Source organism: Salinibacterium hongtaonis, assembly GCF_003065485.1.
Taxonomy (GTDB): Bacteria; Actinomycetota; Actinomycetes; order Actinomycetales; family Microbacteriaceae; genus Homoserinimonas; species Homoserinimonas hongtaonis.
On sequence record NZ_CP026951.1, the window covers coordinates 2,628,170 to 2,654,770 of the forward strand.

Sequence of the window (26,601 nt, forward strand, 5' to 3'; positions counted from 1 at the left end):
CTAGCTTTGCAGACTCCGGGAGTGCCCCCTACCGCCGGGGAGCCGAGCGCGCAGCATCAGACCTTAAAGCTGGCTCCCTTGTGTTCGGCGGGAAGACGGTCGCCCCGGCCGTGCAATTTGTTGCGCAGCGTGCCCTTCGCATATTCGGTAGGGTAAACGCCGCGAGCCTGCAGCACGGGAATCACGTGCTCAACAATGTCTTCGAACGTGCCGGGGGTGACCGCGTAAGCAAGGTTGAACCCGTCGACATCGGTGTAGTCGACCCACTCCTGCAGCTGGTCGGCGATCTCTTCGCCCGACCCCACGATCGTGGGCCCGAGGCCTCCGATGGCGCTGTGCCGGGCGATGTCGCCAACGGTCCACTCTCCGCCCTCGGCGTTGGCCTGCTGAAAGTTCGATACGGCCGACTGAATCGCGTTGCTCTTGACGTTGCCCACCGGCTCGTCGAGGTCGTACTGCGAGAGGTCGATTCCCATCCAGCCCGACATGAAGACGAGGGCACCCTCTTCGCTGGCATAGGAGAGGTATTCGGCATGCTTTGCGCGCGCCTTCTCGGGCGTCGCGTCGGTGATCACCGTGAGCAGCGTGTAGATGCGGGCCGAATAGCGGTCGCGCCCTGCAGCCTCAAGGGCATCCCGGATGCGTCCGACGGTGGCCTTGAGAATCTCCTTGGTGGGCGAGGCCACAAAGATCGCCTCGGCATTGTTCGCGGCGAAGTCGATGCCCCGCGGCGATGCCCCCGCCTGAAAGATCACGGGGGTGCGCTGCGGGGAGGGCTCCGAAATATGGATGCCCGGCACCGTGAAGTACTTGCCCTCGTGATTGATGTCGTGCACCTTCGACGGATCGGTAAAGACGCCCGACTCACGGTCGACGACAACCGCGTCGTCCTCCCATGAGCCCTCCCACAGCTTGTAGAGCACCTCGAGGTACTCGTCAGCGTGGGCGTAGCGCTCGTCGTGCTCCATCTGGTCGTCGTGCCCCATGTTGCGGGCGGCGCTCGGCAGATACCCGGTGACGACGTTCCAGCCGACGCGGCCGTTGGTGAGGTGATCGAGCGTGGTCATGCGGCGGGCGAATGGATACGGATGCTCGTAGGCGGTGCCAGCGGTCACCCCAAAACCGAGGTGCTCCGTGACATAGGCCATGGCCGGCACGACCAGCAGCGGGTCGGCGACGGGCACCTGAGCACCATGTTTGATGGGGGCCTCGTTGCTGCCGCCGTACACGTCGTAGGTGCCCAGAACATCCGCAATGAAGATGCCGTCGAAGCGGCCCCGTTCGAGTAGCTTGGCGAGCTCGGTCCAGTAGGTGAGCTCGTTGTAGCGACGTGACTGGTCCTGCGGATGCCGCCACAGCCCCGACGACTGGTGGGCGACGCAGTTCATGTCGAATGCGTTGAAACGAATCTGACGGGTCACGGTAGAGCCTCTCTTGCTTCGGTCATCCATCGTCTCTCCGACGGGGATGGATGCCGAATGGGGCAGACATATTTCGTCACGAGCCACTGGTGGTCTTCACTAGTGCGAGGCATCACTGAGTCTGCGGATGCTGCGAAACCGACAATCTGCGGCGCTAGGGCCACTAGCTCTGCACAATGGCCGTATGCCTGCGAATTCGACACCATCCACCATGCTCGCCGGTCGGCTCACGATCTCGACCCGTGAGTTTGCCGTTCGCGAAGTGCCCGTCCCCGTGCCGGGACCCGGCGAGGTTCGCGTCGCCGTGGGCGCCGCGGGAGTGTGCCTCTCTGATGTGCATCTCATCGAGGGCATCCTGGTTCCCCAGTACCTCGAGGGCGACGAGGTCACGCTGGGGCACGAGGTCGCCGGAACGGTGGAATCGCTCGGCGAGGGCGTCACCGGTGTCGAGGTCGGCACTCGTGTGATCGTGCAGGCGGGCAAGGACTTGCCGAACGGCCGGGTGCTCACGATGGGCGTGGACTACGACGGAGGTTGGGCGGAGTATGTGGTCGCGGCAGCATCCGCCGTCGTTGCGATCCCCGACGACATGCCGTTCGAGCAGGCCGCGATAATTCCGGATGCTGTCTCCACCCCGTGGGCTGCCATCAGCTGGACGGGAGAGGTCAAGGCTGCCGAGTCCGTGGGCGTGTGGGGCGTCGGCGGGCTCGGTGCACACGGCGTGCAACTGCTGCGGATGATGGGGGCCAGCCCGATCATCGCCATCGACCCTCTTGAGGAGGCCCGCGAACGGGCACTTCGTTTTGGGGCAGATCTGGCGCTAGACCCTACGAACCCCGATTTCTCGAAGCACATCCGCGCGGCGACGGGTGGTGCAGGGCTCACTGTCGCGTTCGACTTCGCGGGCGTGGATGCGGTGCGAAAGCAGGCGATCAACTCGCTAGGGCTCGCGGGACGCCTCGTGATTGTCGGCATGAGCGGCACGCCCATCACGATCGACAACAGCACTAACTTTGCCTATCTGCGCAAGCAGATCCGCGGCCACTACGGGTCTGAACCGTCGCACGTCGCGGAGCTTGTCGAGTTGGCGCGCGCTGGCCGAATCGAGTTCTCCCGGTCGGTGAGCGGCATCATCCCGCTCGCCGAGGCCGCGAGCGCCATCGCCCAGCTCGAGCTCAAAGAGGGCAACCCCATCCGGCTCGTGCTCGTGCCGTAGCGCGGGTCCACCGAGGGCAGCCGCCCGCCCCTCATGTTTCACCCTGTGACGCCCCGATTCGGAGTCGCCCCGGCCCCGGTCATACCGTGGGACGGTGACGAACACCGCAACGCCCTCCGCCGCATCCGCGGCCCCTGCCGAGCCTTCTGAGCCCGACGCCATCGCGAACATCCGCGAGCTGCTCGTGGAGACCCGCAGCTACCCTGCCCCTGCGGCAATCGCGGCGGATGCGAACGTCACGGCTGAGGCCTGGGCTGAGGCCGCAGCCGACCCCGTCGCCTTCTGGGAGAAGGCCGCCGACCGGCTCGACTGGCACGAGCGGTGGCACACGGCTCATACGTGGGAGCCCGCCCTGCGCCCCGATGGGTCGCTGCAGCCACCCAAGGCAGAGTGGTTCGCGGGCGGAAAGCTCAACGTGGCCGTCAACTGCGTCGACCGCCATGTGGATGCTGGCAACGGCGACAAGGTCGCCTACTTTTTTGAGGGCGAGCCTGGTGACACCCGCACGATCACGTATGCCGACCTGCAGCGCGAGGTCGCGAAGGCCGCCCACGCTCTCACCGAGCTGGGCATCGGCCCCGGTGACCGCGTCGTTGTCTACCTCCCGGTGATCCCCGAGACCACGATCATCACGCTCGCGATCGCCCGCGTCGGCGCGGTTCATTCGCTCGTGTTCGGCGGGTTTAGCGCCGAGGCCCTGCGGTTCCGCATCGAAGACACGGGCGCCAAGCTGCTCGTGACCTCCGACGGCCAGTTCCGCCGCGGCAAGGCCGTTGGTGTCAAGGCTCAGTCCGATGAGGCCGCCGCAGACCAGCCGACGCTTGAGCACGTGCTCGTCGTGCGCCGGACTGGCGAAGAGAATGTGCCGTGGACGGAGGGCCGCGACGTGTGGTGGCACGATGTGGTCGACCGCCAGCCCGAGGTTCATGAGGCGGAGTTCTTCGATGCCGAGCATCCGCTCTTCATCATCTACACCTCGGGAACGACGGGCAAACCCAAGGGGCTCGTGCACACCGGCGGAGGCTACCTGGCCCAGACGTCGTGGAGCCATTGGGCGATCTTCGACATCAAGGATGACGACGTGTACTGGTGCACGGCCGACCTCGCATGGGTAACCGCCCACACCTACGCGATTTACGGCCCGCTCTCGAACGGCGTCACCCAGGTCATGTACGAGGGAACCCCGGACACCCCGCGCCCCGGCCGCCACTTCGACATCATCAAGAAGTACGGCGTGACGATCTACTACACGGCACCAACGCTCATCCGCACCTATATGACGTGGTTCTCGCAGGGCATTCCGGCAGAGTTCGACTTCTCGAGCATCCGCCTGCTCGGCTCGGTTGGCGAGGCCATTAACCCCGAGGCGTGGATGTGGTTCCGCGACAATATCGGCGCCGGCACCGCCCCCATCATCGACACGTGGTGGCAGTCGGAAACGGGCTCGGCGATCATGGCTCCGCTGCCGGGTGTGACAACGCTCAAGCCGGGCTCCGTGAGCAGGGCGCTGCCCGCGCTCAGCACGCGCGTCGTCGACGAGGCCGGTGACGATGTGGCGCCGGGATCCGGCGGCTACCTCGTCGTCGAGGGCACCTGGCCATCGATGGCCCGCACCGTGTGGGGCAACCCGCAGCGGTACCTCGACTCTTACTGGGCCCGCTTCGCCGACCGCGGATTCTTCTTCAGTGGCGACGGCGGCAAGGCCGATGCCGACGGCGACATGTGGGTTCTCGGGCGCGTTGACGACGTGATCAACGTCTCCGGTCACCGTCTCTCGACAATCGAAATCGAATCGTCGCTGGTCGCGCATCCGCTCGTCGGAGAAGCGGGCGTAACCAGGGGGACGGATGCCACGACAGGCGAGGCCATCGTGGCGTTCGTCGTGCCCAGCCGCGAGCTCACCGACGCCGACGACATCGCCGCCACCCTGCGCGCCCACATCGCCCACGAGATCGGGCCGATCGCCAAGCCACGGGACATCGTGGTCGTCCCCGACCTGCCCAAGACACGATCGGGCAAGATCATGCGCAGGCTTCTGGGCGACATCATCGACGGTCGACCACTGGGCGATGTCACCTCGCTTCAGGATTCGACCGTGCCGGGACTCATCGCGCAGATCGTCTCCGAAAGGGCCCCACAACACCGCCCACAAGAACTGAGCGCGCCTTAGCTACTTGGCCCCTAAACTTGGGGGTATGACCGATGCAGAAGTGACCTCCAGCCCGGTCGTGGCGACCCTTTATGATCACCTTTTGGACGAAATCCATCAGGGGGTGCTGCAGCCGGGCGACCGGATCAGCGACGGGGAGCTGGCCAAACGCTTCGGGGTCTCCCGCACCCCCGTTCGCGAGGCCATTCAGCGCTTGCGCGACATTGGAGTGATCGAGGCGTCGGCCAACCGATTCACCCGCGTGGCCGTAGTGACCCCGCGCCAGACCATGCAGGCCATGAACGTGTGGATCATCCTCTACCGCGCCCTCGTCGAGGAGGTCACCCCGCGGGTTACCGATGAGGCCATCGCCCTAATGGAGGCCGATCACGCCGCCTACCTCGACGCCCTCAAGGCGATGGATTTCTCGGCAATCGCCCGCACCAACTTCGATTTCTATTCGCGTCTGCGCTCACTGAGCACCAACGACATCCTGGTTCGCTCCATCGCCAGCGTCGTGCACATGGTTCGCCTCGGCAGCTTGTACCTGCCCAAGGCGCTCGACGTCCATGGCCTAGCTGACTGGCAGCAGGCTCTGATCGATGCCGCCAAGGCCCGCGACGTCTCGGCAGCGGTAGCAGCAGTCAACGGCCTCTATGCCGTGCCGATTCCGCAGTCAGAAACCGACTGAGCCGGTCGCCCTCTCGCACTACCTTGCTCGGCCACCCGCGCGCAACTCTGGCTTTCGACTGGTCACAGGCATAGCCTCGAAGCATGGCCAGATTCGATGTCCCCGGCGCTTCGATCTACTACGAGACCGATGGCGACCCAGCATCCCCCGCTCTGCTGCTTATCCACGCGGGGATTGCCACGTTGCGCATGTGGGATCCGATCGTGCCAACGCTCGCGCGCGACCACTATGTGATTCGCCTCGATTGTCGCGGATTCGGCGAATCGACCACCGACGACGTGGAGTTCTCCAACAACGACGACATTTTGGCCCTGCTTGATCATCTGGGCGTCGAGAAGGCCACGATTCTCGGATGCTCCCGCGGCGGGCAGATCGCCATCGATTTCGCCGTCGAGCACCCCTCTCGCGTGTCTGGACTCATCGTGGTGGGTGGCGGGCCGAGCGGGTTCCCCGATATCGACCTCACCCCAGAAGAGGACGCCATGTTCGACAGGCTCGACCTGGCGTTCGAGCAGGCAGAGTGGGAGAAGCTCAATCGGCTTGAGGTTGAGCTGTGGGCCCTGGGGGTCTCGCGAGACCCTGCCGAGCTCGACCCCGACTTTGTTCGCACAGCGTATGCGCTGAACGAACCGAATCTGCGACACGTGGGCGCCAAGGCGAAACCGATCCCCCTTGAGCCGCCGTCGTATGACCGAGTCACCGACATCGCGGTGCCTGCCCTCATCGCCGTGGGAGATCATGACCTGAGCGAAACGTTCGCCGAGTTCGAATACCTGCTCAGCACGATTCCGGAATCCGACGGAGCGCGGTTCGCCCACTCCGCCCACCTGCCAAGCGTGGAGCATCCGGCCGAGTTCGCGCAGGTCGTGCACCGCTGGCTCTCCCAGCACAACCTGTAGCCAGCACAGGGCGACTCATCCGCCCGGGGGACGACCGTGGATGGATGCCGACACCGCGGGCGCTGGCTAACCTGGAGCAGTGACTGACGAGTGGAAGCGGCCGCGCCCGGATGCCGCGGGCTATCGACGTGATGCCCTCGGAGCCATTGGGCTAACGATCGGGGCCGGGCTGAGTTCGCTGCTCTACTACCGCATCGGCTCGTATGACGACCCGGCACCCGTCTGGCTCACAGCGGTAGTGATCGCCGCGATGACGCTGCCCCTCGCGCTCCGCCGCCGATACCCCGAGCTCGTCGCGGTCATCGCGTCCGTCGGTTTTTTCGTTACGCAGCAGTTCGCGGTTCCCGAGTTTCTCGTCAGCAACATCACGCTCTTCATGGCCATCTACTCGGTGGGCGCATGGAGCACTCGTCGTCGGCGGGCGACCATTGTGCGCTTGGCCATCATCGCGGGCATGTTCATCTGGATTACGGTGAACCTCATCATCTCCGTGAGCGACCCCGAGCTGCTGCCCAACGTTTCTCGCAGCGGTGTCTTCTCTCAGTTCGCGTCATTCGCCCTGCTCAACTTCGCCACCAATCTGCTCTACTTTGGCGGCGCCTACTACTTTGGCGACCGCATGTGGGCGGCAGCTCGTCAGCGGGCGGTGCTCGAAGAGCGCACGGCGGAACTCGCCGACGAACGCGAACACAGCATGCGCCAGGCCATCGCACTCGATCGGGTTCGCATCGCCCGCGAGCTTCACGACGTGGTCGCTCATCACGTCTCCGTGATGGGAGTGCAGGCCGGTGCCGCCCGCCGAGTGCTCGCGACCGACGCCGCCCAGGCCACCGAGTCGCTCGTGATGATCGAGAGCAGCGCGCGATCAGCGGTCGACGAGATGCATCGCCTACTCGCCACCCTGCGCGACCCCCTCAGCGCCGACGAGCCCAACGAGGGTGCCCCGGATGCTGCGGCGCAAGCGTCATCGACGCGCGGCCTCGAACAGGTGCCGGAACTTGTGGCCCAGAGCACCGCCGCGGGGGTTTCGGCCAAGCTCGTGACCGTCGGACAACCGCATCCGGCAACCCCTCTAGTAGGTTTCACCCTCTACCGCGTATGCCAAGAAGCCCTCACGAACGTGCGAAAGCACGCGGGAGACAGGGCAACGGCCGAAGTGCGAATCCGCTACCTGGGCGACAGTATCGAGCTCGAAGTCACCGACACCGGGATCGGCCGCGGGCTCTCCCGGGGCACAACAGGTCACGGGCACATCGGAATGCGGGAGCGGCTCGCCGCAGTGGGCGGGCGCCTCGAGGTCGGACCACGACCTCGCGGCGGCTACCTCGTCCGCGCGATCGTTCCGCTCACACCGGCGGGCGGCTCCTGGCCCGACGATGCCGATTCCGACGCCAGCCTGACGGAGGCCACGCCATGACCACCGATCGTCTCACGACTCGAGTGCTGCTGGTCGATGATCAGGACCTCGTGCGCGCCGGCTTTCGCATCATCCTCAATAGCGAGCCGGGAATCGAGGTCATTGGCGAGGCGACCAATGGCGCCGACGCCGTGCGTCTCGCTGGCGAGCTGCAGCCCGACGTGATCTGCATGGATGTGCAGATGCCGGGAGTCGACGGGCTCGAAGCTACTCGGCAGATCGTGGCAACCCCGTCGATCGGCGCGGGGGTGCTCATCCTCACGACGTTCGACCGCGACGACTACCTATTCGAGGCTCTGCAGGCCGGGGCGAGCGGGTTTCTCCTCAAAAACGCTAGCGCCGAAGAACTCATCGACGCCGTGCAGGTGATCGCTCGCGGCGATGCGCTGCTCTCTCCCACCGTCACCCGCAGAGTTATCGCCGCCGTAGCGGATTCCCACGGGGCGTCGTCAAGCGCCTCAGGTGACCGCGTCTCGACCGCTGCCGCCACGGCCGAACTCACGGAACGCGAAAGCGAAGTTCTCGGCCTTCTCGCTGCCGGGCTCTCCAACGCCGAAATCGCCGAGCGGCTGTTCGTCGGAGAGGCGACGGTCAAAACGCATGTATCCAAAGTTTTCATGAAGCTCGGCTTGCGAGACCGCATCCAGGCGGTCATCTTTGCCTACGAGCACGGCATCGCCGTTCCGGGCAGCTAGCCCCGCGCCCTGCCCCCGCTGCTCCTCCTCATGGGGGATGCCCAAGACCACCCGCTCGGCGGATTCGACGAGAACGCCCGGCGCAATAGCGTGGCAGCATGCTTGAACTCAACTCCATCTCCCGCTCCTTCGGCGACCGCCAGGTGCTGCGCGATGTCGCCTTCACGGTTAACCGCGGGCGCATGACCGGCTTCGTCGGCGGCAACGGCGCCGGCAAGACAACCACCATGCGCGTCATGATGGGGGTGCTCACTCCCGACTCGGGCACTGTGACCCTCGATGGCGTTCCCCTGACCCGCGAGGCACGCACCCGCTTCGGCTACATGCCGGAGGAGAGGGGCCTCTATCCCAAGATGAAAGTCGCTGAGCAGATCATCTACCTCGCCCGGCTGCATGGGCTGTCGGCTGACCACGCCCGCGAGAATGCGATCGCCCTGCTCGAGCGCCTCGGGCTCGGCGAGCGCACGGGCGACACCGTCGAAAGCCTCTCCCTTGGTAACCAGCAGCGAGCACAGATCGCCGCCGCGCTGGTACACGAACCCGATGTTCTGATTCTGGATGAGCCGTTCTCGGGGCTCGACCCCCTCGCCGTCGAGGTCGTACTCGGAGTTCTCAAGGACTACGCCGACCGCGGGGCCCCCGTGCTTTTCTCCTCCCACCAGCTCGACATCGTCGAACGCCTCTGCGACGACCTCGTCGTGATCGCCGACGGCACGATCAAGGCCAGCGGATCACGCGAAGGTTTGCGAGCGGAGCACTCCGGCAGCCGCTACGAGCTTCAGCTCGGTGAAGATGCAGGATGGCTTCGCGACGAGCCGGGCGTGAGCATCGTCGACTTCGACGGCGGATACGCCCTGTTCGATACCGACACAGCAGAAACCGCCCAGCGCATCCTTCGCACCGCTGTCGCAACCGGCACTGTGCTCAGCTTCGCGCCGCAGCATCCCTCGCTTTCGCAGATCTTTAAGGAGGTCATCCGATGACCGCTCAGCGCACCACACCCTCACTCGGATTCGCCTCGGCCGTGTGGCTCATCGCTAACCGCGAAATCACCATGCGGCTGCGGAGCAAGTCGTTTCTCATCAGCACGGCGATCTTGCTGCTCATCGTTCTCGCCTCCGTTGTTGGCGGCGGGTTTGTGGCCAACAACACCGAGTTGACCAAGGTCGCTGCGGTCGGTTCAGCGGTCGAGGCCGCTGAGGCACCGGGCACGCTCGACGTGACCAAGGCCTCATCGGCGGATGCCGCAGAGGAGCTGGTCCGCAGCGGCGATGTCGAGGCTGCGATCATTCCCTCCGAGAACTCGCCGACGGGCCTCGAGGTCATCGCGCTCGAAGAGGCACCGGGAGTCGTGCTGCAGTCCCTCAGCGTGATCCCCGAAGTAACCGTGCTTGAGCCCGTTGACGACGACCGCAACAGCCTGCTCGTTTACTTCGTTGCCCTCGGCTTCGGCCTGATCTTCTTCATGTCTGCGCTCACCTTTGGCATGGCGATTGCCCAGAGCGTTGTCGAAGAGAAGCAGACCCGCATCGTGGAGATTCTCATGGCCACCGTGCCCGTGCCCGCGTTGCTGGCCGGCAAGGTGATCGGCAACAGCATCCTGGCCTTCGGGCAGATCGTGCTCATCGCGGCAATCGCCGGCATTGGGATGTTGGCCTCTGGTCAAGACATTCTGCTGGCCGACATCGGGCCTTCGATTGTGTGGTTCGTGATCTTCTTCGTGTTCGGATTTGTGCTGCTCGCCTCGATGTTTGCGGCTGCCGCAGCACTTGTTTCGCGGCAAGAAGACATGGCCACGACAACCACCCCGATCACCTATCTCGTGATGATCCCGTACTTCTTGGTGATCTTCTTCAACGACAACGACCTCGTGCTTGCGATCATGTCGTACGTGCCGTTCTCTGCACCCGTCGGCATGCCGATGCGGGTGTTCCTCGGCACTGCCGAATGGTGGGAGCCCATCCTCTCGCTCGTGATCCTGCTCGCGACGACGGCCCTCACGATTGCGTTCGGGTCGCGCATCTACTCCAATGCGCTCCTGCGCATGGGCGCGCGCGTCAAGCTCAAGGATGCCCTGACCGGCGCAAGCTAGCGGGGGCGCGTGTGGTGCCGGGGCGCCACACGCCCGGGCGCCACACGCCCGGGCGCCGCACCATCCCGCTGAGGGGTCCCGAATGCGTCTTCGACGAAGGTCGGAGCACGCATTCGGGACCCCTCAGCGGTTTCAGCACCAACGCATGAACGCCCGCGGCACAAGCCGCGGGCGTTCATGGTTAGGCGGGATGCTACAGCGCGTTGCGTCGGCGACGCAGCAGCAGCAGGGCGAGCGCGGCGAGGAAGGCGATGGCGACGATGCCTCCAAGCAACACGCCGGCCGGGTCGAATCCGTCGACAGGCTTGGCCGCCTCGGTCGGATCCTTCTCCTCTGTGGGGCTCAAGGTGGGGAGGTCTTCCTCATCGGCATCGTTCGCGCTTGATTCAGCAGAGCCTGCGGCATCCGCCTCACCATCGCCCACGCTTCGAGCGGCCGCTGCTCCGGCACCTGCTCCGACACCTGCTCCGGCACGCGGGGCGGCCGGGGCCGCTGGCAACGGGGTGATGATGCCGGCGGGAGTCGCCTCGGGGCTCGTCGGCGGGATGACCGCGGCGGGCACCGTGACGATGATCGTGAAGTCACGAACCACCGACCCGGCGACGTTGGTCGCTGTGACCTCGAACTCAAAGGTGCCCGACTCGATCGGCGTGCCGCGAAGGCTTCCGTCGGCCGCGAGCGTCACTCCGCTGGGGAGGCGACCGTCCGTGATCGCCAGGGACACGTCGCGACCTTCAAAGTCGATGCCGTCGAGGTAGAGGCGGCCCTGGGTTCCGGAGACGAGACTCGTCGATGTGAACGCCGGGAGCGCATAGCTCGTGAGAGACAGCGTGGTGGCGTCGCTTCCCGAGAGGTTCGTTGCGATGACCGTAATCGTCGTGATTCCGTCTGCGGTGGGCGTCCACTCGATGAGCCCGCCCGCCGTGATGGTCATGTCAGCGGGAGCACCGGCGCCGAGCGAGAACGTCACGTTCTTGCCGGTCGCCACGAACTGCTTGGACCAGGCCGAGCCGACGATGCCGTCCGGCAGCGTTGTCGTTGCGATAGCAGGAGCCGCATTGACGGTGACGGGGATGGCCACAGCGTCGACGCCGGCGCCGTTAGTGACCGCGATGACTACCGAGTAGTCACCAGCGACGGTCGGAGCGCCCGAGATTGAGCGTCCGTCGAAGCTCACTCCCGCGGGCAGGCCCGTCACGGTTGCGACAGCGCCGGCGCCCGTGAAGTCGAGGACCGACGAGTAAGGCTGCGTGAGCCAACCCTCGGGGAGGGTGCGGGTGGCGAGCACGGGAACCGCGGTCGACACGGTGAGCGTGAACGCCTCAGTGGCCGAACCTCCCGGGCCCGTAACGGTCGCCGTGAAGGCGAACGTCTTGGCTGCCCCGTATGACGCGTCGTAGGCGGGGTTGCCCGAGATCGTGCCGTTCGCCGCGAGTGATAGCCCGGTCGGAAGCGCACCAGAGGCAATCGCGGTCGTGAGGGTTCCGTGGCCGCTCGTCGGAAGAGTCTGGCTGTACGCAGACCCGACGGCAGCGGCCGGGAGCGAGCCTCCGGTCATAGTGGGCGCGGGAACGTTGACGATCAAGCCGTACGAGTGAGTTCCCGACTGGCCGTCTGACGCAATGATCGAGACATCGACCGTGTTTCGCGCTGCGGTGTAACTGGGCATGAATGTCGGAGTTCCACTCACGGTACCGGTCGTTGAGTTGATCGAGAGGCCAGCCGGCAGGCCCGTCGCCGAGTACGTGATCGTGCCCTGACCGCTTGCAGAAAACGCTGCAGAGAACGGGGTGCCGACGGTCGCCTCCGCGATCGAAATGGTGTCGAAGAGCGGCGGCTGGATGGGCTTGGTCACCGTCAGTGTGAATGGCACGGCTGTCGACGTGACGCGATCATTCGCCGGGCCGGTAGTGATGGTCACGGTGAAGGAGTAAGTCTTACTCTGTCCCGAAAACTTCCCGGGGACACCCGAAAGGACTCCTGTGTCGCGATTCAGCGAGAGACCAGCAGGAGCGTTCACAATCGAGAATGTTGGGCTGGTTCCCGGCGTACCAGTGAAGGTGTGCGAGTAGGCGACGCCAACAGTTCCGGCGGCTGGCGCGGCACTAGTGATGACGGGGCGCACTGTGAATGAGAACGACTTGGTGTCGCTGTTGCCGCTCCCATTCCCGTTTCCAACCTTTGCGTTGATGCTGACGGTATTCGATCCCGTGCTCGTCAATGTGCCCGTGAGCAGCCCATCTCCCGTGAGCGCTAGTCCGCCGCTGCCGCCCGAAAACGACCACTTAGCGCCGCCCTTATTCGCTGCGAGTTGGACCGAAAGCGAACGGTTGACATCGAATGTGCCCAGGTTTGATGCTGTCGTTATGGTGAGGTCGCCCGGCGCGGCGGAGGCGACTGCGGCCGGAACGACCACAACACCTAGGGCGAGCACCACTGTCGTGGCGATCGCAGCGATTCTTCGGGATAAGTTCATAGTGTGCTCCAGACGGCGCGAATGCGCCTTTCGGGCCCGGGTAAGGCTCGGCCAGGCACGCGAAGGAGAACACCCCGACGTCGGCATCAACGAAACGGGTGTAATTCGAGTTGTGAGTCGGGGTTGATTCGGGTGAACCCTGACGTGCACGGCTATTCGGGTAAGTGCCTCAACGTTAGGTTACATCCGGGGATTTGTCGGTATATCAGCACCCCCCAGATCGGGGGATCGAGTTGGCGGCGAAGAAAGCCAGCCTCGCGTCGCAACCGCACCCGCAGCCGGAGCGGGGCGGGGCGGGGCGGGCACGCGCATCGGATGCGCAGTGCCAGAATTGACGAGTGCAACGTCATGACCCCCAGATCCGCCATTTCGCCAGCGACAACTACGCGGGAGCTCACCCCGAAGTCCTCGCCGCAATCGCCGACGCCAACGGCGGACACCAGGTGAACTACGGCGGCGATGTTTACACGGAGCGGCTGCACGAGATCATCCGCGACCAGTTCGGCCAGCACGCTGGCGTCTTTCCCGTCTTCAACGGCACCGGCGCCAATGTGGTGGCCCTCACGAGCATGCTGCCGCGCTGGGGAGGCGTGATCGCGGCGTCGACTGCCCACATCAACACCGATGAGAACGCGGCACCCGAGCGCATCGGGGGCATCAAGCTACTGACGGTTGACACCCCTGACGGAAAACTCACGCCAGAACTCATCGACCTCCAAGCGGGCGGCCGGGGGGACGAGCATCGCGCGGAGCCGCTCGTCGTCAGCATCACGCAGTCCACCGAGTTGGGCACGGTTTACACCCCCAACGAACTGCGAGCGATATGCGACCACGCCCATTCGCTCGGGATGCGAGTGCACGTCGATGGCTCGCGAATCGGCAATGCGGCAGCATCCCTCGGGGTCTCGCTGCGCGAGTTGACGACACGGGCAGGCGTCGACATCCTCAGCCTCGGCGGCACCAAGAACGGCCTGCTCTATGGCGAGGCGGTCGTCGTGCTCAGCCCCGAAGCATCCGTCGGGCTGCCCTACCTGCGCAAGTACATGATGCAGTTGTCGTCCAAGATGCGGTTCGCCTCAGCCCAGCTGATTGCGCTGTACGAGGGCGACCTGTGGCTGCGCAGCGCACGCCACGCAAACGCGATGTCGGCCCGGCTGCGGGCCACGCTCGACGATGCGATCGCCGCGGGCGCGGCACCCGGCCTGCGCTTCACGCAGCCGACGCAGGTGAACTCGCTCTTTGCCGTGCTGCCTGCCGAGGCCACCGCACGACTGCGCGAAACACACCACTTCTACGACTGGAACAGCTCGGCCGGCGAGGTTCGGTGGATGACGAGCTTCGACACGACAGAAGAGGACGTCGACCAGTTCGCCGCCGACATCATCGCGGCGCTGGGGCAGGCCGGCTGATCGGCTAGCAGCGGCTAGCAGCGGCTAGCAGCGGCTAACCGTGAATCGCTCGGTCGAGCGCATCGCCGATCATGCCCTTCATGCTGAGCGTCCATGTGACGGTGAGGTGATCCTGGTCGCGGTAAATGTTGCCACCGCTCACCACCGTGAAGCACTCCTCGTCGTCGCAGTAGACATCGGTGAGGTCGAGGAGTTCGGATGCCTGAGCCCCCGCGATGGCGATCGGGTCACTTTCGGCAAGCACATCGTCCCGGGGCTCGGTGCAGAGCGAGGGATCTCCCTGGCGAAGACACTTGTTGGGGTCATCCGAGAGGTCGGGGTTGTCGACGATCGTGACGATCGGGGCGCCCTTCGCCCAGGTCCAGGCCTCGGTGAATCCCGTCGCCGCCGCGTCGACGTCTGAACCGGGGTAGGGGGTCGCGGCGAGCGCGGAAGTGAAGATCGCGTCGTATGCCTCGGCAGAGTCGAGCTCCGACTTAAGGTTCTGCTTCCACGTGGCACACGAGTCGGTGAACGCGGCGCTCGGGCCGCCGACGGCGACCGCGTTCCACGGGCAGGCCCCCTTGAGGTAAGTCGTGAGCGCCCACCCTCGTTCGTCGGCCACCGAGATGAGGGCTTCAAGATATTGGTACGCGTGGCTGTCGCCGATCAGAGCAATGCGGGGAGCATCCGCTGCCGTTGATCCGAAGTGGCAGTCGACAACATCGGGCGCATTGAGCTGCACGAAGCATTCCTCGTGGCCAGGCTGGTCGGCGTTGCCGAAGCCGGCGCTCGGCACAATCAGGCCATCGAGCTCTGGGTTCTCGCATCCACCGGCGGAGAGCGCGCCGAAACAGTCGGGAAAGTTAGCGCGGATCGCGGTGAGCTCGGCGGCGGCGGCTTCGTACTTGGGCTGGTTGACCGTCCAGGCAAGACCGGCGAACGCGGCCGAGACGGCCATCAAGGCCACCGCGAAAATCGCCGTTGCCCGCGGCCTGCGGCTCGTGAGAAAACGCCAGCGCCGGGCCGGATCTTCGATGAACTTTTTGGTGAGCCAGGCGAGCACGAAGCACATCAGGAACAGGGCGACCCGGTGTGCCCCGCTTAGGCCCCACCCCGGCACGAAGGGCGCGATGATGATCAAAGGCCAATGCCACAGATAGAGCGAGTACGAGATGTCGCCGATGAAGCGCTGCGGACGACCGCTGAGCACGCTTCCGATGTCAAACCAGCGGGCCGACTGGCCGCAGGCGATCACGGCGACAGTCGCGACAACCGGGATGAGCGCCATATAGCCGGGGAACGGGGTCGTCGCGTCGAAGAAGAATCCGCACGCGATCAGGGTGATGAGGCCCGCGTAGCCGATCACGTTCTGGGCAAGCGCTCCCCGAGGGCGGATCGCAGGGAGCAACGCCAGAAGCGCACCCGCCGCAAACTCCCACATGCGGGTGAAGGTGACGAAGTAGGCGGGGGCAGGCTCGAGTGCCGTGTAAACGACGGAGGCGACGAGCGACAGCACGAAGACTGAGACCACGACGGCGACCAGGGCCGCGTGGCGCTTCTGCCCAAAGAGGCGCGCACCGAGCGCAACCCCGGCCAGCAGCAGCAGGGGCCAGATCACATAGAACTGCTCTTCGAGGGAGAGGGTCCAATAGTGCTGAGCCATCGTGGCGTTGCCACCGGCGGCGAGATAGTCGACCGAGTTGGCGGCGAGCAGCCAGTTCTCAATGTAGAAGGTGCTCGCGAGAATCTCGCGCACGCTGTCGCCGAGACCACTGAGCGGCAGGAACAACAGGGTCGCCACAGAACAGAACACAAGAACGGCAATGGATGCCGGCAGCAGTCGCCGGGCACGGCGCGCCCAGAACTGCGGCAGGCTGATGCGGCCGTCGCGGGTCAGTTCACGCACGAGGTGCCCCGTGATGAGGTAGCCCGAGATGACGAAGAAGATGTCGACGCCGATGTATCCGCCCGAGAGCCGTCCCGGCCAGAAGTGGAACACCACGACGAGAAGAACGGCAAGCGCCCGAAGCCCCTGGATATGGCTTTCGAAGTGCGCGGCTGTGGCGGGCTTAGCATGGGGGCGGGGGCGGGTGAGCTGCGTCATCGCAGGTCACGCTATCAGCGCGCAGGCGCACCAGCGCACCAGCGCACAACGAAAGGCTCACCATTATGCGATTCGGAATGTTCATTCCCCAGGGCTGGCGACACGACCTCGTCGGGATCGACCCGTCGGAGCAGTGGCGCACGATGAGCACCCTGGCGGCGCACGCCGACGCTGGCGAGTGGGAATCGATCTGGGTCTATGACCACTTTCACACCGTTCCTGTTGCTACCGATCAGGCGACTCACGAGGCGTGGACCCTCATGTCGGCATTCGCCGCAACAACGTCGCGCGTGCGGCTCGGGCAGATGTGCACCTGCATGAGCTACCGGAATCCGGCCTACCTGGCCAAGGTCGCCGCAACCGTGGACCTGATCTCCGGGGGCAGGGTCGAGATGGGCATCGGCGCTGGCTGGTACGAACACGAATGGCGGGCATACGGCTACGGGTTCCCGCGGCCTGGAGAGCGGCTAGCGCGCCTCGACGAGGGTGTGCAGATTATGAAGCAGGCCTGGCAAACGGGCAGCGCAACCCTCGACGGCGCGCACTACCAGGTCGAGAACGCCATCGTTCGCCCGCTTCCCCTGCAGGATGGCGGCCCACCCGTGTGGATCGCGGGAGGCGGCGAGAAGGTCACCCTGCGCATCGCCGCAAAGTATGCGGACTACACGAACTTTGCGGGCGATCCCGCGCAGTTCGCCGCCAAGAGCGAGCTTCTCCGCGAGCACTGCGCCGCCGAAGGAACCGACTTCGATCGCATCGTCCGAAGCGCCAACTACAACACGCTCGTCGCCGAGAACGAGCACGAACTGGGGCGGATGATCGACGCGATTGAGGCGCGCATCGCACCCCACATCGGCCCGGCAGAGGCAGCCAAGTATGTGGCCGAGTATCGCGACGGCACGGCGCTCGTCGGCACCCCGCAGCAGGTCACCGACCGCCTCGGGGCGATGGGCGACCTGGGGCTTGCGTATGCGATCCACTACTTTGCCCATGTCGCCTACGACCGCACGAGTGCCCTGCTGTTCGAGCGCGAGGTCATGCCAGCGCTGCGCTAGGCGCGCCCCGCCAGCGCTCGGCGCGAGCCCTGGGTGGCTCCGCTGCTACCGGTTCTCCGGCGTGCTGACCTGAAGCCCCTCGCCGTCGGGCTGGAGACTCACCAGAACGGTGTCACCGTCCACGATGCGGCCGCCGAGCAGGGCCATCGCCAGCTTGTCGTCGATCTCCTTCTGCATGAGCCTGCGCAACGGGCGGGCGCCATAGAGCGGGTCATAGCCGCGCTCGGCAAGCCACGCCCTCGCATCCGGCGTCACCGCAAGCTCAAGCCTGCGTTCGGCTAGGCGCCGGCCGAGCCGGTCGATGTAGAGCTCCACGATCTGAGCAAGATCCTGCTCGCTCAGCGCCGAGAAGACCACGATGTCGTCGAGGCGGTTCACAAACTCGGGCTTGAACGCCTGGCGCACCGCGAGCATCACCGCCTCCTCCTTCATCTCGGGCGTCATCGTGGGGTCGATGAGGAACTGGCTGCCCAGGTTCGAGGTGAGGATGAGGATGGTGTTACGAAAATCGACCGTGCGGCCCTGGCCGTCGGTGAGTCGCCCGTCGTCGAGCACCTGCAGCAGCACGTCGAAGACCTCGGGGTGCGCCTTCTCGACCTCGTCGAGGAGGATCACCGAGTAGGGGCGACGACGCACGGCCTCCGTGAGCTGACCGCCCTGTTCGTACCCGATGTATCCGGGAGGGGCGCCGACCAGGCGCGAGACGGAGAACTTCTCCCCGTACTCACTCATATCGATGCGGATCATGGCCTTCTCGTCGTCGAAGAGGAACTCGGCGAGTGCCCTCGCGAGCTCCGTCTTGCCCACGCCGGTTGGTCCGAGGAACAGGAACGACCCTGTGGGGCGGCTGTCGTCGGCGATGCCGGCGCGCGACCGGCGCACAGCATCCGAAACCGCCTCAACGGCCCGCTTCTGCCCGACAAGGCGCTTGCCCAGCTCCGCCTCCAGGTGCAGCAGCTTCTCGGTCTCTCCCTGCAGGAGTCTCCCGACCGGGATGCCGGTCCACGCCGCGACCACCGCAGCGATATCGCTCTCCGTGACCTGGTCGTTGACCATCCGCTCGCCCTTGATCTCGGCGTTCTCCGCCTCGGCGATCGCCTTCTCGATGCGCGGGATGACCTCATAGTTGAGCTTTGATGCCGCCTGGTAGTCGCCCTCGCGCATCGCGAGATCGAGCTTGATGCGAGCCCCGTTCAGCTGAGTCTTGAGCTCGCCGACATCCTGAAGCGCCGACTTCTCGTTCTTCCAGCGCGCCTCGAGCTCGACCAGGACATCGTTCTTCTCGGCCATGTCTTCGCGGAGCTTCTCGAGCCTCGCCTTGGACGCGGGGTCTTTCTCCTTCTTGAGAGCGAGCTCCTCAATGCGCATGCGGTCGACCGCGCGCTTGAGTTCATCGATCTCGACGGGAGACGAGTCGATCTCCATCTTGAGGCGGCTTGCCGCCTCGTCGATCAGGTCGATGGCCTTATCGGGTAGCTGCCTGCCCGTGATGTAGCGGTTGCTCAGCGTGGCCGCGGCGACAAGGGCGCTGTCGGCGATGGCCACTTTATGGTGGGCCTCGTAGCGCTCCTTGAGCCCACGGAGAATGGCGACGGTGTCTTCGACGCTCGGCTCACCCACGAACACCTGCTGGAAGCGCCGCTCAAGCGCCGCATCCTTCTCAATGTATTCGCGGTACTCGTTGAGGGTGGTCGCTCCGATCATGCGAAGCTCACCGCGGGCGAGCATGGGCTTGAGCATGTTGGATGCCGCCACGGATCCCTCGCCGCCGCCAGCGCCCATGAGGGTGTGCAGTTCGTCGATGAAGGTGATGACCTCGCCGTCGGAGTCGTTGATCTCCTTGAGCACGGCCTTGAGGCGCTCCTCGAACTCGCCGCGATACTTGGCCCCGGCAACGAGGGCAGCGAGGTCGATCGAGACGAGCCGCTTGCCCTTGAGCGAGTCGGCGACATCGCCAGCGACGATTCGCTGGGCAAGCCCCTCGACGACGGCAGTCTTGCCCACACCGGGCTCCCCGATCAGAACAGGGTTGTTCTTGGTGCGTCGCGTAAGCACCTGGCTGACCCTGCGAATCTCAGCATCACGCCCGATGACGGGATCGAGCTTGCCCGTTCGCGCGATCTCGGTGAGATCAACGCCGTACTGCTCGAGCGCACTCTTCTGCTCCTCGTCGGTTCCTGGAGCTCCCTGCATGTTCGCCATCTGCTCTTCCCTCTCACGCAATCGAGTCGGAGTGACTCACTTTTGTCTCACGGGTGTTGCGGTTGTCTTCGTCTTGTCGTCTAGCTCTGGCCGACCAGGGGCACCTGCGCCATAGGTCGACACCGTCACGGTGAATTTAGGATTCTGGCCCACCAACCTGGTTGGTCCGACCGTGCGGGTGAGCGCGGAGCGGTAGGCCAGGTGCGAGTTGTAGACGGTCCAGAGCTCGCCGCCGGGCTTGAGCACCCGTGCGGCATCTTCGAACAGGCTCAGTGCGATGCCGGCATGAACGGCAGAACCGACGTGGAACGGCGGATTGAGCACGACGAGATCTGCACAGCTGTCAGGCTGATTTGAGAGGCCGACATCCTGCACCACCGTAATCGGCAAGTCGTTGGCCTCGGCCGTCGCACGGGCCGACGCCACGGCCGCCGCTGACTGGTCCGTGGCGAGAACGGCGAGGCCCGGTCGAGACTTGGCAAGCGCAGCCGCGAGGATGCCACTGCCGCAGCCCAAATCGATCGCCGTGCGAGCATCCGGTTTCATCTGGCGCAAGAAGCCCAGCAGATAGCGCGTGCCGATATCGAGCTTGGAGCCGGAGAACACGCCACCGTGAGCGCACACCCACATCCCCAGTTCGTCGATGTATTCGCGCTGCGGGTAGTGGGTGATCTGGGGGTTCGCTCGCACGCCTTTGGCCACGAGAACGCGCGACTTCTGCCGCGCCAACGAGGGCGTCACGGTGTCGAAATGGCGTGCGAGAACGTCGTTCATGGCGGGCGCGAGATGCTTGATGCGGCCGCCGGCATAGATCACCACGGAGGGGTCGGCGTATCGGGCGATGAGCGCCGCGGTCTCGTCGAGCTGCGACAGGCTCCGCGGCAGTTGCATGAGCACCGTTGTGGCCCCCTCGACGAGGGCAGGTTCCAGCCCAAAGCTCTCGTAGCGGTCGCCGAGCCCGCAACTCGCGGCGTTATGAGCGAGCGCCTGCTGCCCACTCAGCACGTCTTGATGAACCCGGATTCCCCACGCATCGTGCTGCGCGGCGGCACCGAGGGTGAGTGCCCCGTAGCGGTCGCCGATCACCACCACCCTGTTGGGCGCCTCGGCGAGCGCCGCGCGTGCCTCGTCGAGGATGAGCCGGTCACTTGCATCAACGGCAAAAAGGTTGTCTGCCTCGAGGTCGGGGAACCGTCGCAGGCGCGAAAAATCAAACTCGGCCACGATCAGCTCCGCTCAATGGCCGCCACACGACGACCTGGTTGGGGCGCCGGATGCGCTCACCGGTTCTCAGGGAGACAACGGCACCAGACTCGTCGGCAGCAAACACTCGCCGCCCGGGTCGGTTGAGCAGCTCGTCGGCGAGTGCGACCTCTAGTTCTCGCACGCGCTCCGTGAGCTGACCCACCTGGTTTTCGAGGTCAAGGATGCGACGGATGCCTTCGAGGCTGACCCCTTCGGCTCCGAGCGCTGCGATCTCCCGCAACTGCACGACATCCTTCATCGAATAGCGCCGCGACTTTCCACTCGTGCGTTTGGGGCGCACCAAGCCCATGCGATCGTACTGACGCAGAGTCTGCGGGTGCATGCCCGAGAGTTCTGCAGCAACCGCAATGGCAAACAGCGGGGTCGCGGGGTCCATGCCTATCCCCTTCGAGCCTTGGCGAGCAGATCCTCGCGCGGGTTTTCGTCTGGCAGGGCCTTGGCCAACGCCTTGACAGCCTTGGCGGCATCCGGGGTGAGCCTGCTCGGCACGACGACATGCACGGTCGCGAGGAGGTCGCCAGAGTGTGAGGGCGTCACGACACCGCGCCCCTTGACGCGCAGAACGCGCCCGCTGGGCGTGCCGGGGGCCACCTTGAGCTTGACGGGGTCTCCGCCGAGCGTCGGCACCTCGATCGTCGCGCCTTCGACGGCCTCGACAAAGGTGATGGGCACGTCGACCCGCAGGTTGTCTCCGTCACGGGAGAACACGGGATGCTTGGTCACCGAGACCGTGATGGTCAGGTCGCCGGCGGGCCCGCCATCGGGGCTCGGCTCTCCCTTGCCCTTGAGCCGAATCTTTTGTCCATCGCTGACCCCTGCCGGAATGCGCACGTTCATCGGCTTGCCGTTGACGCCCTGCAGTCGGATGGTGTCGCCCTTGATGGCAGACACGAAGTCGAGGGTCGTCGTCGCTATGACATCGCGGCCCTTGGTCGGGGCGGTGCGAAAACCACCGCCGCCACCGCCGAACATGCCGCCGAAAATATCGCCGAAGTCGGCGCTTTGGGTGCGGCCTCCGCCGCCAGCACCGAACATGCCTCCGAAGATGTCGTCGAACCCGCCGGCCTGGCCTTGGCCCCCTGCAGTGAAGCGGGGTTGGCCCATTCCCATCGCGCGCACCTGGTCGTATTCGCGCCGAGTCTCGGGGTCCGAGAGCACAGCGTTTGCTTCGCTGATCTCCTTGAACCGCGCCTCGGCTTTGGCGTCGCCAGGGTTCGAGTCGGGATGGTACTGCCGTGCGAGTTTGCGATAGGTCTTCTTGAGGTCTGCATCGGAGACGTCTTTCGAGACTCCGAGCACCTTGTAGAAGTCCTTCTCCAACCAGTCTTGGCTGGCCATCGGCGACTCCTCTCTAAAACTAGGGGCGCAGCGGGTCGGGTGTCTCCACCCGACCCGCTGTCGCAGGTTGTTACTAGTCCTGAGGAACCGCCACGGCGACCTGGGCTGCGCGAAGCAGCCGGTCTCCGAGTCGGTAGCCCACCTTGTGCACATCGAGCACGGTCATGACCGTGACATCGGGGCTGGGCACCTGGGCGATGGCCTCATAGACACTGGGGTCGAACTCCGCACCCTTTTCGCCAACGCGCTCGAGCCCTGTGCGCTCAAGGGTTGAGCGCAGCTTCTGCGCGATGATCACGAACGGGCCGTCCTCGAGGTCCCCGTGCGCTTCTGCCCTGTCGAGATCGTCGAGCACGGGGAGAAGCGACGAGACAACGTCGGCGACGGCCAGGACGCGGTTAGCCTCCCGGTCGCGTTCGACCCGCTTGCGATAGTTGGCGTACTCGGCCTGCAGTCTCTGCAGGTCGGCGAGCCGTTCGGTCGCGAGGTCGCTGGCATTCTTCTCGAGGAACGAAAGGTCGGCGTCTTCGAGCGATGTCTCGACGTCGGGCCCTTCAGCCTCGATCAGGCCTTCGGCTTCCGCTGCGTTCTCGGTGTTTCCCACATCGGGCTCAGGCACTTCGTCTGAGTTCTTGCCTTGATTCTTGTCAGTCATAGTTACTTCTTGTCGTCCTCGTCCACGACCTCGGCGTCGACGATGTCCTCATCCGTCGCCTCGGCGCTTTCGGCGGTCGGAGCAGACTCCGCTGCCTGTGCTGCGGCGTAGATCTCTTCGCCGATCTTCTGCTGGCTCTCGTTGAGCTTGTCGAGGGCGGTCTTGACCGCAGCCTCGTCGTCGCCAGCGAGGGCCGACTTGAGGGCGTCGACATCGGCCTGAACCTCGGTCTTCACACCGTCAGAGAGCTTGTCTTCGTTCTCCTTGAGCAGCTTCTCGGTGGAGTAGACGAACTGCTCAGCAGCGTTGCGCACCTCGGCTTCTTCGCGACGACGCTTGTCTTCTGCCGCGTGCTCTTCGCCTTCGCGAACCATCCGGTCGATGTCTTCCTTCGACAGCGCAGAGCCGCCCGTGATGGTGATGGACTGCTCCTTGCCGGTGCCCTTGTCCTTGGCGTGCACCTGCACGATGCCGTTGGCGTCGATGTCGAAGGTGACCTCGATCTGCGGGATGCCGCGGGGGCGGGGGCGATACCGGTGAGCTCGAACGTTCCCAGGTTCTTGTTGTCGCGGGTGAACTCACGCTCGCCCTGGAAGACCTGGATCGCCACAGAAGGCTGGTTGTCGTCTGCCGTGGTGAAGGTCTCGCTGCGCTTCGTGGGGATAGCCGTGTTGCGCTCGATGAGCTTCGTCATGATGCCACCCTTGGTCTCGATTCCGAGGCTCAGGGGGGTGACGTCGATGAGCAGAACGTCCTTGCGCTCACCCTTGAGAACGCCGGCCTGGAGGGCTGCGCCAACCGCGACGACCTCATCCGGGTTCACGCCCTTGTTGGGCTCCTGGCCGCCAAGAAGGTTCTTGACGAGGTCGGAGACCGCGGGCATACGGGTAGAGCCACCAACGAGAACAACGTGGGCGATGTCAGAAACCTTGACGCCGGCCTCCTTGATCACGTCGTTGAACGGGCGCTTGGTGCGCTCAAGCAGGTCGGCGGTGAGCTCTTCGAACTTGGCGCGCGTGAGGGTCTCGTCCAGGTTTGCCGGGCCGTTCTCCGTGAGGGAGAGGTAGGGCAGCTGGATGCTCGTGCTCATCGAGGAGCTGAGCTCCTTCTTGGCCTGCTCAGCGGCTTCCTTGAGACGCTGCTTGGCGATCTTGTCGTTTGAGACGTCGACGCCCGTGGTCTCCTTGAAGCGCTTGATGAGGTAGTCGACGACGCGCTGATCCCAGTCGTCGCCACCGAGGCGGTTGTCACCGGCGGTCGCACGCACCTGGATCGTGGAGAAGTCGTCGTCCTTGCCCACTTCGAGCAGCGAGACATCGAAGGTTCCGCCACCGAGGTCGAAGACGAGGATGAGCTCGTCTTCTTTGCCCTTGTCGAGGCCGTAGGCCAGGGCTGCTGCGGTGGGCTCGTTGATGATGCGCAGCACGTTGAGGCCGGCGATCTCACCGGCATCCTTGGTGGCCTGACGCTCTGAGTCGTTGAAGTACGCGGGAACCGTGATGACGGCATCCGTGACGGGCTCGCCCAGGTACTGCTCGGCGTCACGCTTGAGCTTGGCGAGGATGCGGGCCGAGATCTCCTGCGGCGTGTACTTCTTGCCGTCGATGTCGGTGGTCCAGTCGGTGCCCATGTGGCGCTTGACTGAGGCGATCGTGCGGTCAACGTTCGTGACGGCCTGACGCTTGGCGGTTTCTCCGACGAGGGTCTCGCCGTCCTTGGTGAAGGCCACAACGGAGGGCGTGGTGCGGAAGCCCTCGGCGTTGGCGATGACGGTGGGTTCGCCACCCTCCAGAACGGCAACCACCGAGTTTGTGGTACCGAGGTCGATTCCTACTGCACGAGCCATGTGCGTTCTCCTTATTGTTGCGTGTTTCTGAGGCTGGAATGAAGTCTTGCCCGCACTCAACTACATAGTTGAGCCGGAGTAGCTCAATTTTAGATCAGGGCTCCGCCGTGTCAAGTCGAATGCGAAAAACTTGCGCCACTCTCACTCAACTTTCAGCCCCGGCGCGCTCGGAAATTCGTCGCCCTGACCCTCGCATGGGAGGCGCAGGAAATTAACCAAGCACCAGTAGCCTGATCGCATGACGATCAACCACGGCAGCGAAGCCGTTCCCGCACCCCCCACGGCTGCCAAGACCCAGGCGCTCGGTCCGATCGGGCGGGGAGTGGGCGAAGACCCGGCTCCAAAAAAGGTCGTCCTGTCATGGGCCATGTGGGACTGGGCCATGCAGCCCTTCAACACGGTCATCCTCACCTTCGTGTGGGTCTCGCTGTACCTGACATCCCGCCAGTTCCTCGAGCCGGAGGTCGCAGCATCCGGGCAACTGGCAGACGGCAGCTGGATGAGCTGCGCCCTGGCCGAGAACATGGCAAGCGAGTACTGCCGGGGTCTCACCGATCTTGCTGAATGGTGGGGCTGGGCCAACTTTGCCGCTGGCATCTTGATTCTCGTTCTCGCCCCCGTGCTGGGGCAGCAGGCCGATGCCCGGGGCAATAAGAAGAAGTGGCTCATCGGCGCCACGATCGCGATCGCGCTCATCCAGTTCTCCCTGTTCTTCGTCGAAGCTGACCCCAAGTACTTCTGGTTCGGCGCCCTCGCCGTCGCGATCGGGGCGGTCGTCAGTGAGATCGGCGGGGTCAGCTACAACGCGATGCTCGTCGAGGTCTCGACGCCCGCGACCGTCGGCCGCATCTCAGGCCTCGGATGGGGACTCGGCTACATCGGCGGCATCCTCGCACTAGTGCTGTGCATCCCGCTCATCTTTGGCATTGGCACCGACCAGGCGCTCGCATTCAAGCTCGTCGCTGTGGTCTGCGCGGTGTGGACGATAATCTTCGCGATCCCGATGTTTCGGAACGTGCCCGAGTCTCCCGCGTACCAGGGTGCCCAGAAGGCCTCCTTCTTCGGCTCATACGTCGTGCTGGCAAAGGACCTCGCCAAGCTGTTCAAACACAACCGCTCGACTTTCTGGTTTCTGGTCTCGGCCGCGGTCTACCGCGACGGCCTCGCCGGGGTCTTCGCCTTCGGTGCCATCCTCGCCGCGCAGGGCTTCGGCTTCAGCACGATCGAGGTGATGATCTTCGGCGTCGCCGCCAACCTGGTGGCCGGCGTCTCAACCATCTTCGCCGGGCGCATCGACGACATTGTCGGCCCCAAGCGGCTTATCGTCGCGACCTTGGCAGGGCTCGTGCTGATGACAGTCGCGGTGTTCGCGCTTCGCGACTACGGCACGATCGTCTTCTGGGTCTGCGGGCTCACCCTGTGCGCCTTCGTCGGCCCTGCCCAGGCCGCGAGCCGCGGACTGCTCACGCGCGTCACCCCTGCTGGCATGCAGGGCGAGATTTTCGGCCTCTACGCCACGACGGGTCGCGTCGCCAGCTTCCTCTCCCCTCTCGCCTGGGCGCTCTTCCTGAGCATCTTCGGCGGCATCATCTACGGCGTGCTCGGCATCGGCCTCGTGCTGCTGATCGGCCTCATCATGCTGCTCTTCGTGCGTCTGCCCAAGCACGAACGAGTGGGGTGACCCGCAG

The 26,601-nt window shown here is 65.0% G+C and carries 19 protein-coding genes and 1 pseudogene; 11 read left to right on the forward strand and 9 right to left on the reverse strand.

Annotation, left to right across the window (positions count from 1 at the left end; all coding sequences use genetic code 11):
- Positions 1-56: 56 nt before the first annotated feature.
- Entirely contained in the window at positions 57-1,421 is a 1,365-nt protein-coding gene (locus C2138_RS12575) for an LLM class flavin-dependent oxidoreductase (RefSeq protein WP_241961124.1), read from the reverse strand.
- Positions 1,422-1,605: 184 nt separating this feature from the next.
- Here C2138_RS12575 and C2138_RS12580 point away from each other — a divergent pair, with 184 nt between their 5' ends.
- From C2138_RS12580 to C2138_RS12615, 8 genes are all read left to right on the forward strand, one after another.
- Positions 1,606-2,637: a zinc-binding dehydrogenase gene (locus C2138_RS12580; RefSeq protein ID WP_241961125.1), complete on the forward strand. Its 1,032-nt coding sequence runs from the start codon at positions 1,606-1,608 to the stop codon at positions 2,635-2,637.
- A gap of 160 nt (positions 2,638-2,797) precedes the next feature.
- On the forward strand, positions 2,798-4,807 hold the full coding sequence (acs, locus tag C2138_RS12585; RefSeq protein ID WP_108519137.1) for an acetate--CoA ligase: 2,010 nt from the start codon (positions 2,798-2,800) through the stop codon (positions 4,805-4,807).
- A gap of 25 nt (positions 4,808-4,832) precedes the next feature.
- Positions 4,833-5,477 (forward strand): GntR family transcriptional regulator, encoded by a 645-nt coding sequence (locus C2138_RS12590; RefSeq protein WP_108518329.1) that lies wholly within the window; start codon positions 4,833-4,835, stop codon positions 5,475-5,477.
- An 83-nt stretch (positions 5,478-5,560) separates the two neighbouring features.
- A complete protein-coding gene (locus C2138_RS12595; protein WP_108518331.1) occupies positions 5,561-6,376 on the forward strand; it encodes an alpha/beta fold hydrolase in 816 nt (271 codons plus the stop codon).
- A 79-nt stretch (positions 6,377-6,455) separates the two neighbouring features.
- A complete protein-coding gene (locus C2138_RS12600; protein ID WP_108518333.1) occupies positions 6,456-7,793 on the forward strand; it encodes a sensor histidine kinase in 1,338 nt (445 codons plus the stop codon).
- Positions 7,790-8,488, forward strand: a complete 699-nt coding sequence (locus C2138_RS12605; protein ID WP_108518335.1) for a response regulator — start codon at positions 7,790-7,792, stop codon at positions 8,486-8,488. The genes C2138_RS12600 and C2138_RS12605 overlap by 4 nt, the downstream gene beginning before the upstream one ends.
- Positions 8,489-8,586: 98 nt before the next feature.
- Complete coding sequence (locus tag C2138_RS12610) at positions 8,587-9,471, forward strand: ABC transporter ATP-binding protein (RefSeq protein ID WP_108518337.1); 885 nt, start codon at positions 8,587-8,589, stop codon at positions 9,469-9,471.
- Positions 9,468-10,580 carry an ABC transporter permease gene (locus tag C2138_RS12615; protein ID WP_108518338.1) on the forward strand — a complete coding sequence of 371 codons (1,113 nt, stop codon included), beginning with the start codon at positions 9,468-9,470 and terminating at the stop codon, positions 10,578-10,580. The genes C2138_RS12610 and C2138_RS12615 overlap by 4 nt, the downstream gene beginning before the upstream one ends.
- 193 nt (positions 10,581-10,773) lie before the next feature.
- Here the strand turns inward: C2138_RS12615 and C2138_RS12620 are convergent, their stop codons facing one another.
- On the reverse strand, positions 10,774-13,056 hold the full coding sequence (locus C2138_RS12620; RefSeq protein WP_159078241.1) for a beta strand repeat-containing protein: 2,283 nt from the start codon (positions 13,054-13,056) through the stop codon (positions 10,774-10,776).
- Positions 13,057-13,394: 338 nt separating this feature from the next.
- Between C2138_RS12620 and C2138_RS12625 the strand changes: the two genes are divergently transcribed.
- Positions 13,395-14,465 (forward strand): threonine aldolase family protein, encoded by a 1,071-nt coding sequence (locus C2138_RS12625; RefSeq protein ID WP_108518342.1) that lies wholly within the window; start codon positions 13,395-13,397, stop codon positions 14,463-14,465.
- A gap of 34 nt (positions 14,466-14,499) precedes the next feature.
- Here the strand turns inward: C2138_RS12625 and C2138_RS12630 are convergent, their stop codons facing one another.
- Complete coding sequence (locus tag C2138_RS12630) at positions 14,500-16,551, reverse strand: acyltransferase family protein (protein ID WP_108518344.1); 2,052 nt, start codon at positions 16,549-16,551, stop codon at positions 14,500-14,502.
- A 65-nt stretch (positions 16,552-16,616) separates the two neighbouring features.
- On the opposite strand from C2138_RS12630, the gene C2138_RS12635 reads away from it, so the two are divergent.
- Complete coding sequence (locus C2138_RS12635) at positions 16,617-17,606, forward strand: LLM class F420-dependent oxidoreductase (RefSeq protein WP_108518346.1); 990 nt, start codon at positions 16,617-16,619, stop codon at positions 17,604-17,606.
- Positions 17,607-17,651: 45 nt separating this feature from the next.
- Here C2138_RS12635 and C2138_RS12640 read toward each other — a convergent pair whose 3' ends face one another.
- The 6 genes and pseudogenes from C2138_RS12640 to dnaK all read right to left on the reverse strand — a co-directional run bounded on the left by C2138_RS12640 (position 17,652) and on the right by dnaK (position 24,913).
- Complete coding sequence (locus C2138_RS12640) at positions 17,652-19,808, reverse strand: ATP-dependent Clp protease ATP-binding subunit (protein WP_108518348.1); 2,157 nt, start codon at positions 19,806-19,808, stop codon at positions 17,652-17,654.
- A gap of 36 nt (positions 19,809-19,844) precedes the next feature.
- Entirely contained in the window at positions 19,845-21,032 is a 1,188-nt protein-coding gene (locus tag C2138_RS12645; protein ID WP_199286543.1) for a class I SAM-dependent methyltransferase, read from the reverse strand.
- Positions 21,019-21,450, reverse strand: coding sequence for a heat shock protein transcriptional repressor HspR (locus C2138_RS12650; protein ID WP_108518352.1), 432 nt, complete (start codon positions 21,448-21,450; stop codon positions 21,019-21,021). Before C2138_RS12650 ends, C2138_RS12645 begins: the two co-directional genes overlap by 14 nt.
- Before the next feature lie 2 nt (positions 21,451-21,452).
- On the reverse strand, positions 21,453-22,412 hold the full coding sequence (locus tag C2138_RS12655) for a DnaJ C-terminal domain-containing protein (protein ID WP_108518353.1): 960 nt from the start codon (positions 22,410-22,412) through the stop codon (positions 21,453-21,455).
- 73 nt (positions 22,413-22,485) lie between these two features.
- Positions 22,486-23,067, reverse strand: a complete 582-nt coding sequence (locus C2138_RS12660) for a nucleotide exchange factor GrpE (protein ID WP_108518355.1) — start codon at positions 23,065-23,067, stop codon at positions 22,486-22,488.
- 2 nt (positions 23,068-23,069) lie between these two features.
- Positions 23,070-24,913, reverse strand: a pseudogene (dnaK, locus tag C2138_RS12665) (molecular chaperone DnaK).
- Between the two features lie 238 nt (positions 24,914-25,151).
- Here dnaK and C2138_RS12670 point away from each other — a divergent pair.
- The gene (locus C2138_RS12670) at positions 25,152-26,594 is read left to right on the forward strand and encodes an MFS transporter (RefSeq protein WP_108518357.1); all 1,443 of its coding nucleotides are present in this window, start codon (positions 25,152-25,154) and stop codon (positions 26,592-26,594) included.
- The last annotated feature ends 7 nt before the right edge of the window (positions 26,595-26,601 follow it).

Coding starts and splice junctions, on each gene's coding strand:
- C2138_RS12610 (WP_108518337.1), top strand. CDS start 8,587: ATGCTTGAACTCAACTCCATCTCCCGCTCCTTCGGCGACCGCCAGGTG.
- C2138_RS12590 (WP_108518329.1), top strand. CDS start 4,833: ATGACCGATGCAGAAGTGACCTCCAGCCCGGTCGTGGCGACCCTTTAT.
- C2138_RS12650 (WP_108518352.1), bottom strand. CDS start 21,450: ATGGACCCCGCGACCCCGCTGTTTGCCATTGCGGTTGCTGCAGAACTC.
- C2138_RS12635 (WP_108518346.1), top strand. CDS start 16,617: ATGCGATTCGGAATGTTCATTCCCCAGGGCTGGCGACACGACCTCGTC.
- C2138_RS12660 (WP_108518355.1), bottom strand. CDS start 23,067: ATGACTGACAAGAATCAAGGCAAGAACTCAGACGAAGTGCCTGAGCCC.
- C2138_RS12630 (WP_108518344.1), bottom strand. CDS start 16,551: ATGACGCAGCTCACCCGCCCCCGCCCCCATGCTAAGCCCGCCACAGCC.
- C2138_RS12595 (WP_108518331.1), top strand. CDS start 5,561: ATGGCCAGATTCGATGTCCCCGGCGCTTCGATCTACTACGAGACCGAT.
- C2138_RS12670 (WP_108518357.1), top strand. CDS start 25,152: ATGACGATCAACCACGGCAGCGAAGCCGTTCCCGCACCCCCCACGGCT.
- C2138_RS12640 (WP_108518348.1), bottom strand. CDS start 19,808: ATGGCGAACATGCAGGGAGCTCCAGGAACCGACGAGGAGCAGAAGAGT.
- C2138_RS12605 (WP_108518335.1), top strand. CDS start 7,790: ATGACCACCGATCGTCTCACGACTCGAGTGCTGCTGGTCGATGATCAG.
- C2138_RS12655 (WP_108518353.1), bottom strand. CDS start 22,412: ATGGCCAGCCAAGACTGGTTGGAGAAGGACTTCTACAAGGTGCTCGGA.
- C2138_RS12620 (WP_159078241.1), bottom strand. CDS start 13,056: ATGAACTTATCCCGAAGAATCGCTGCGATCGCCACGACAGTGGTGCTC.
- C2138_RS12615 (WP_108518338.1), top strand. CDS start 9,468: ATGACCGCTCAGCGCACCACACCCTCACTCGGATTCGCCTCGGCCGTG.
- C2138_RS12580 (WP_241961125.1), top strand. CDS start 1,606: ATGCCTGCGAATTCGACACCATCCACCATGCTCGCCGGTCGGCTCACG.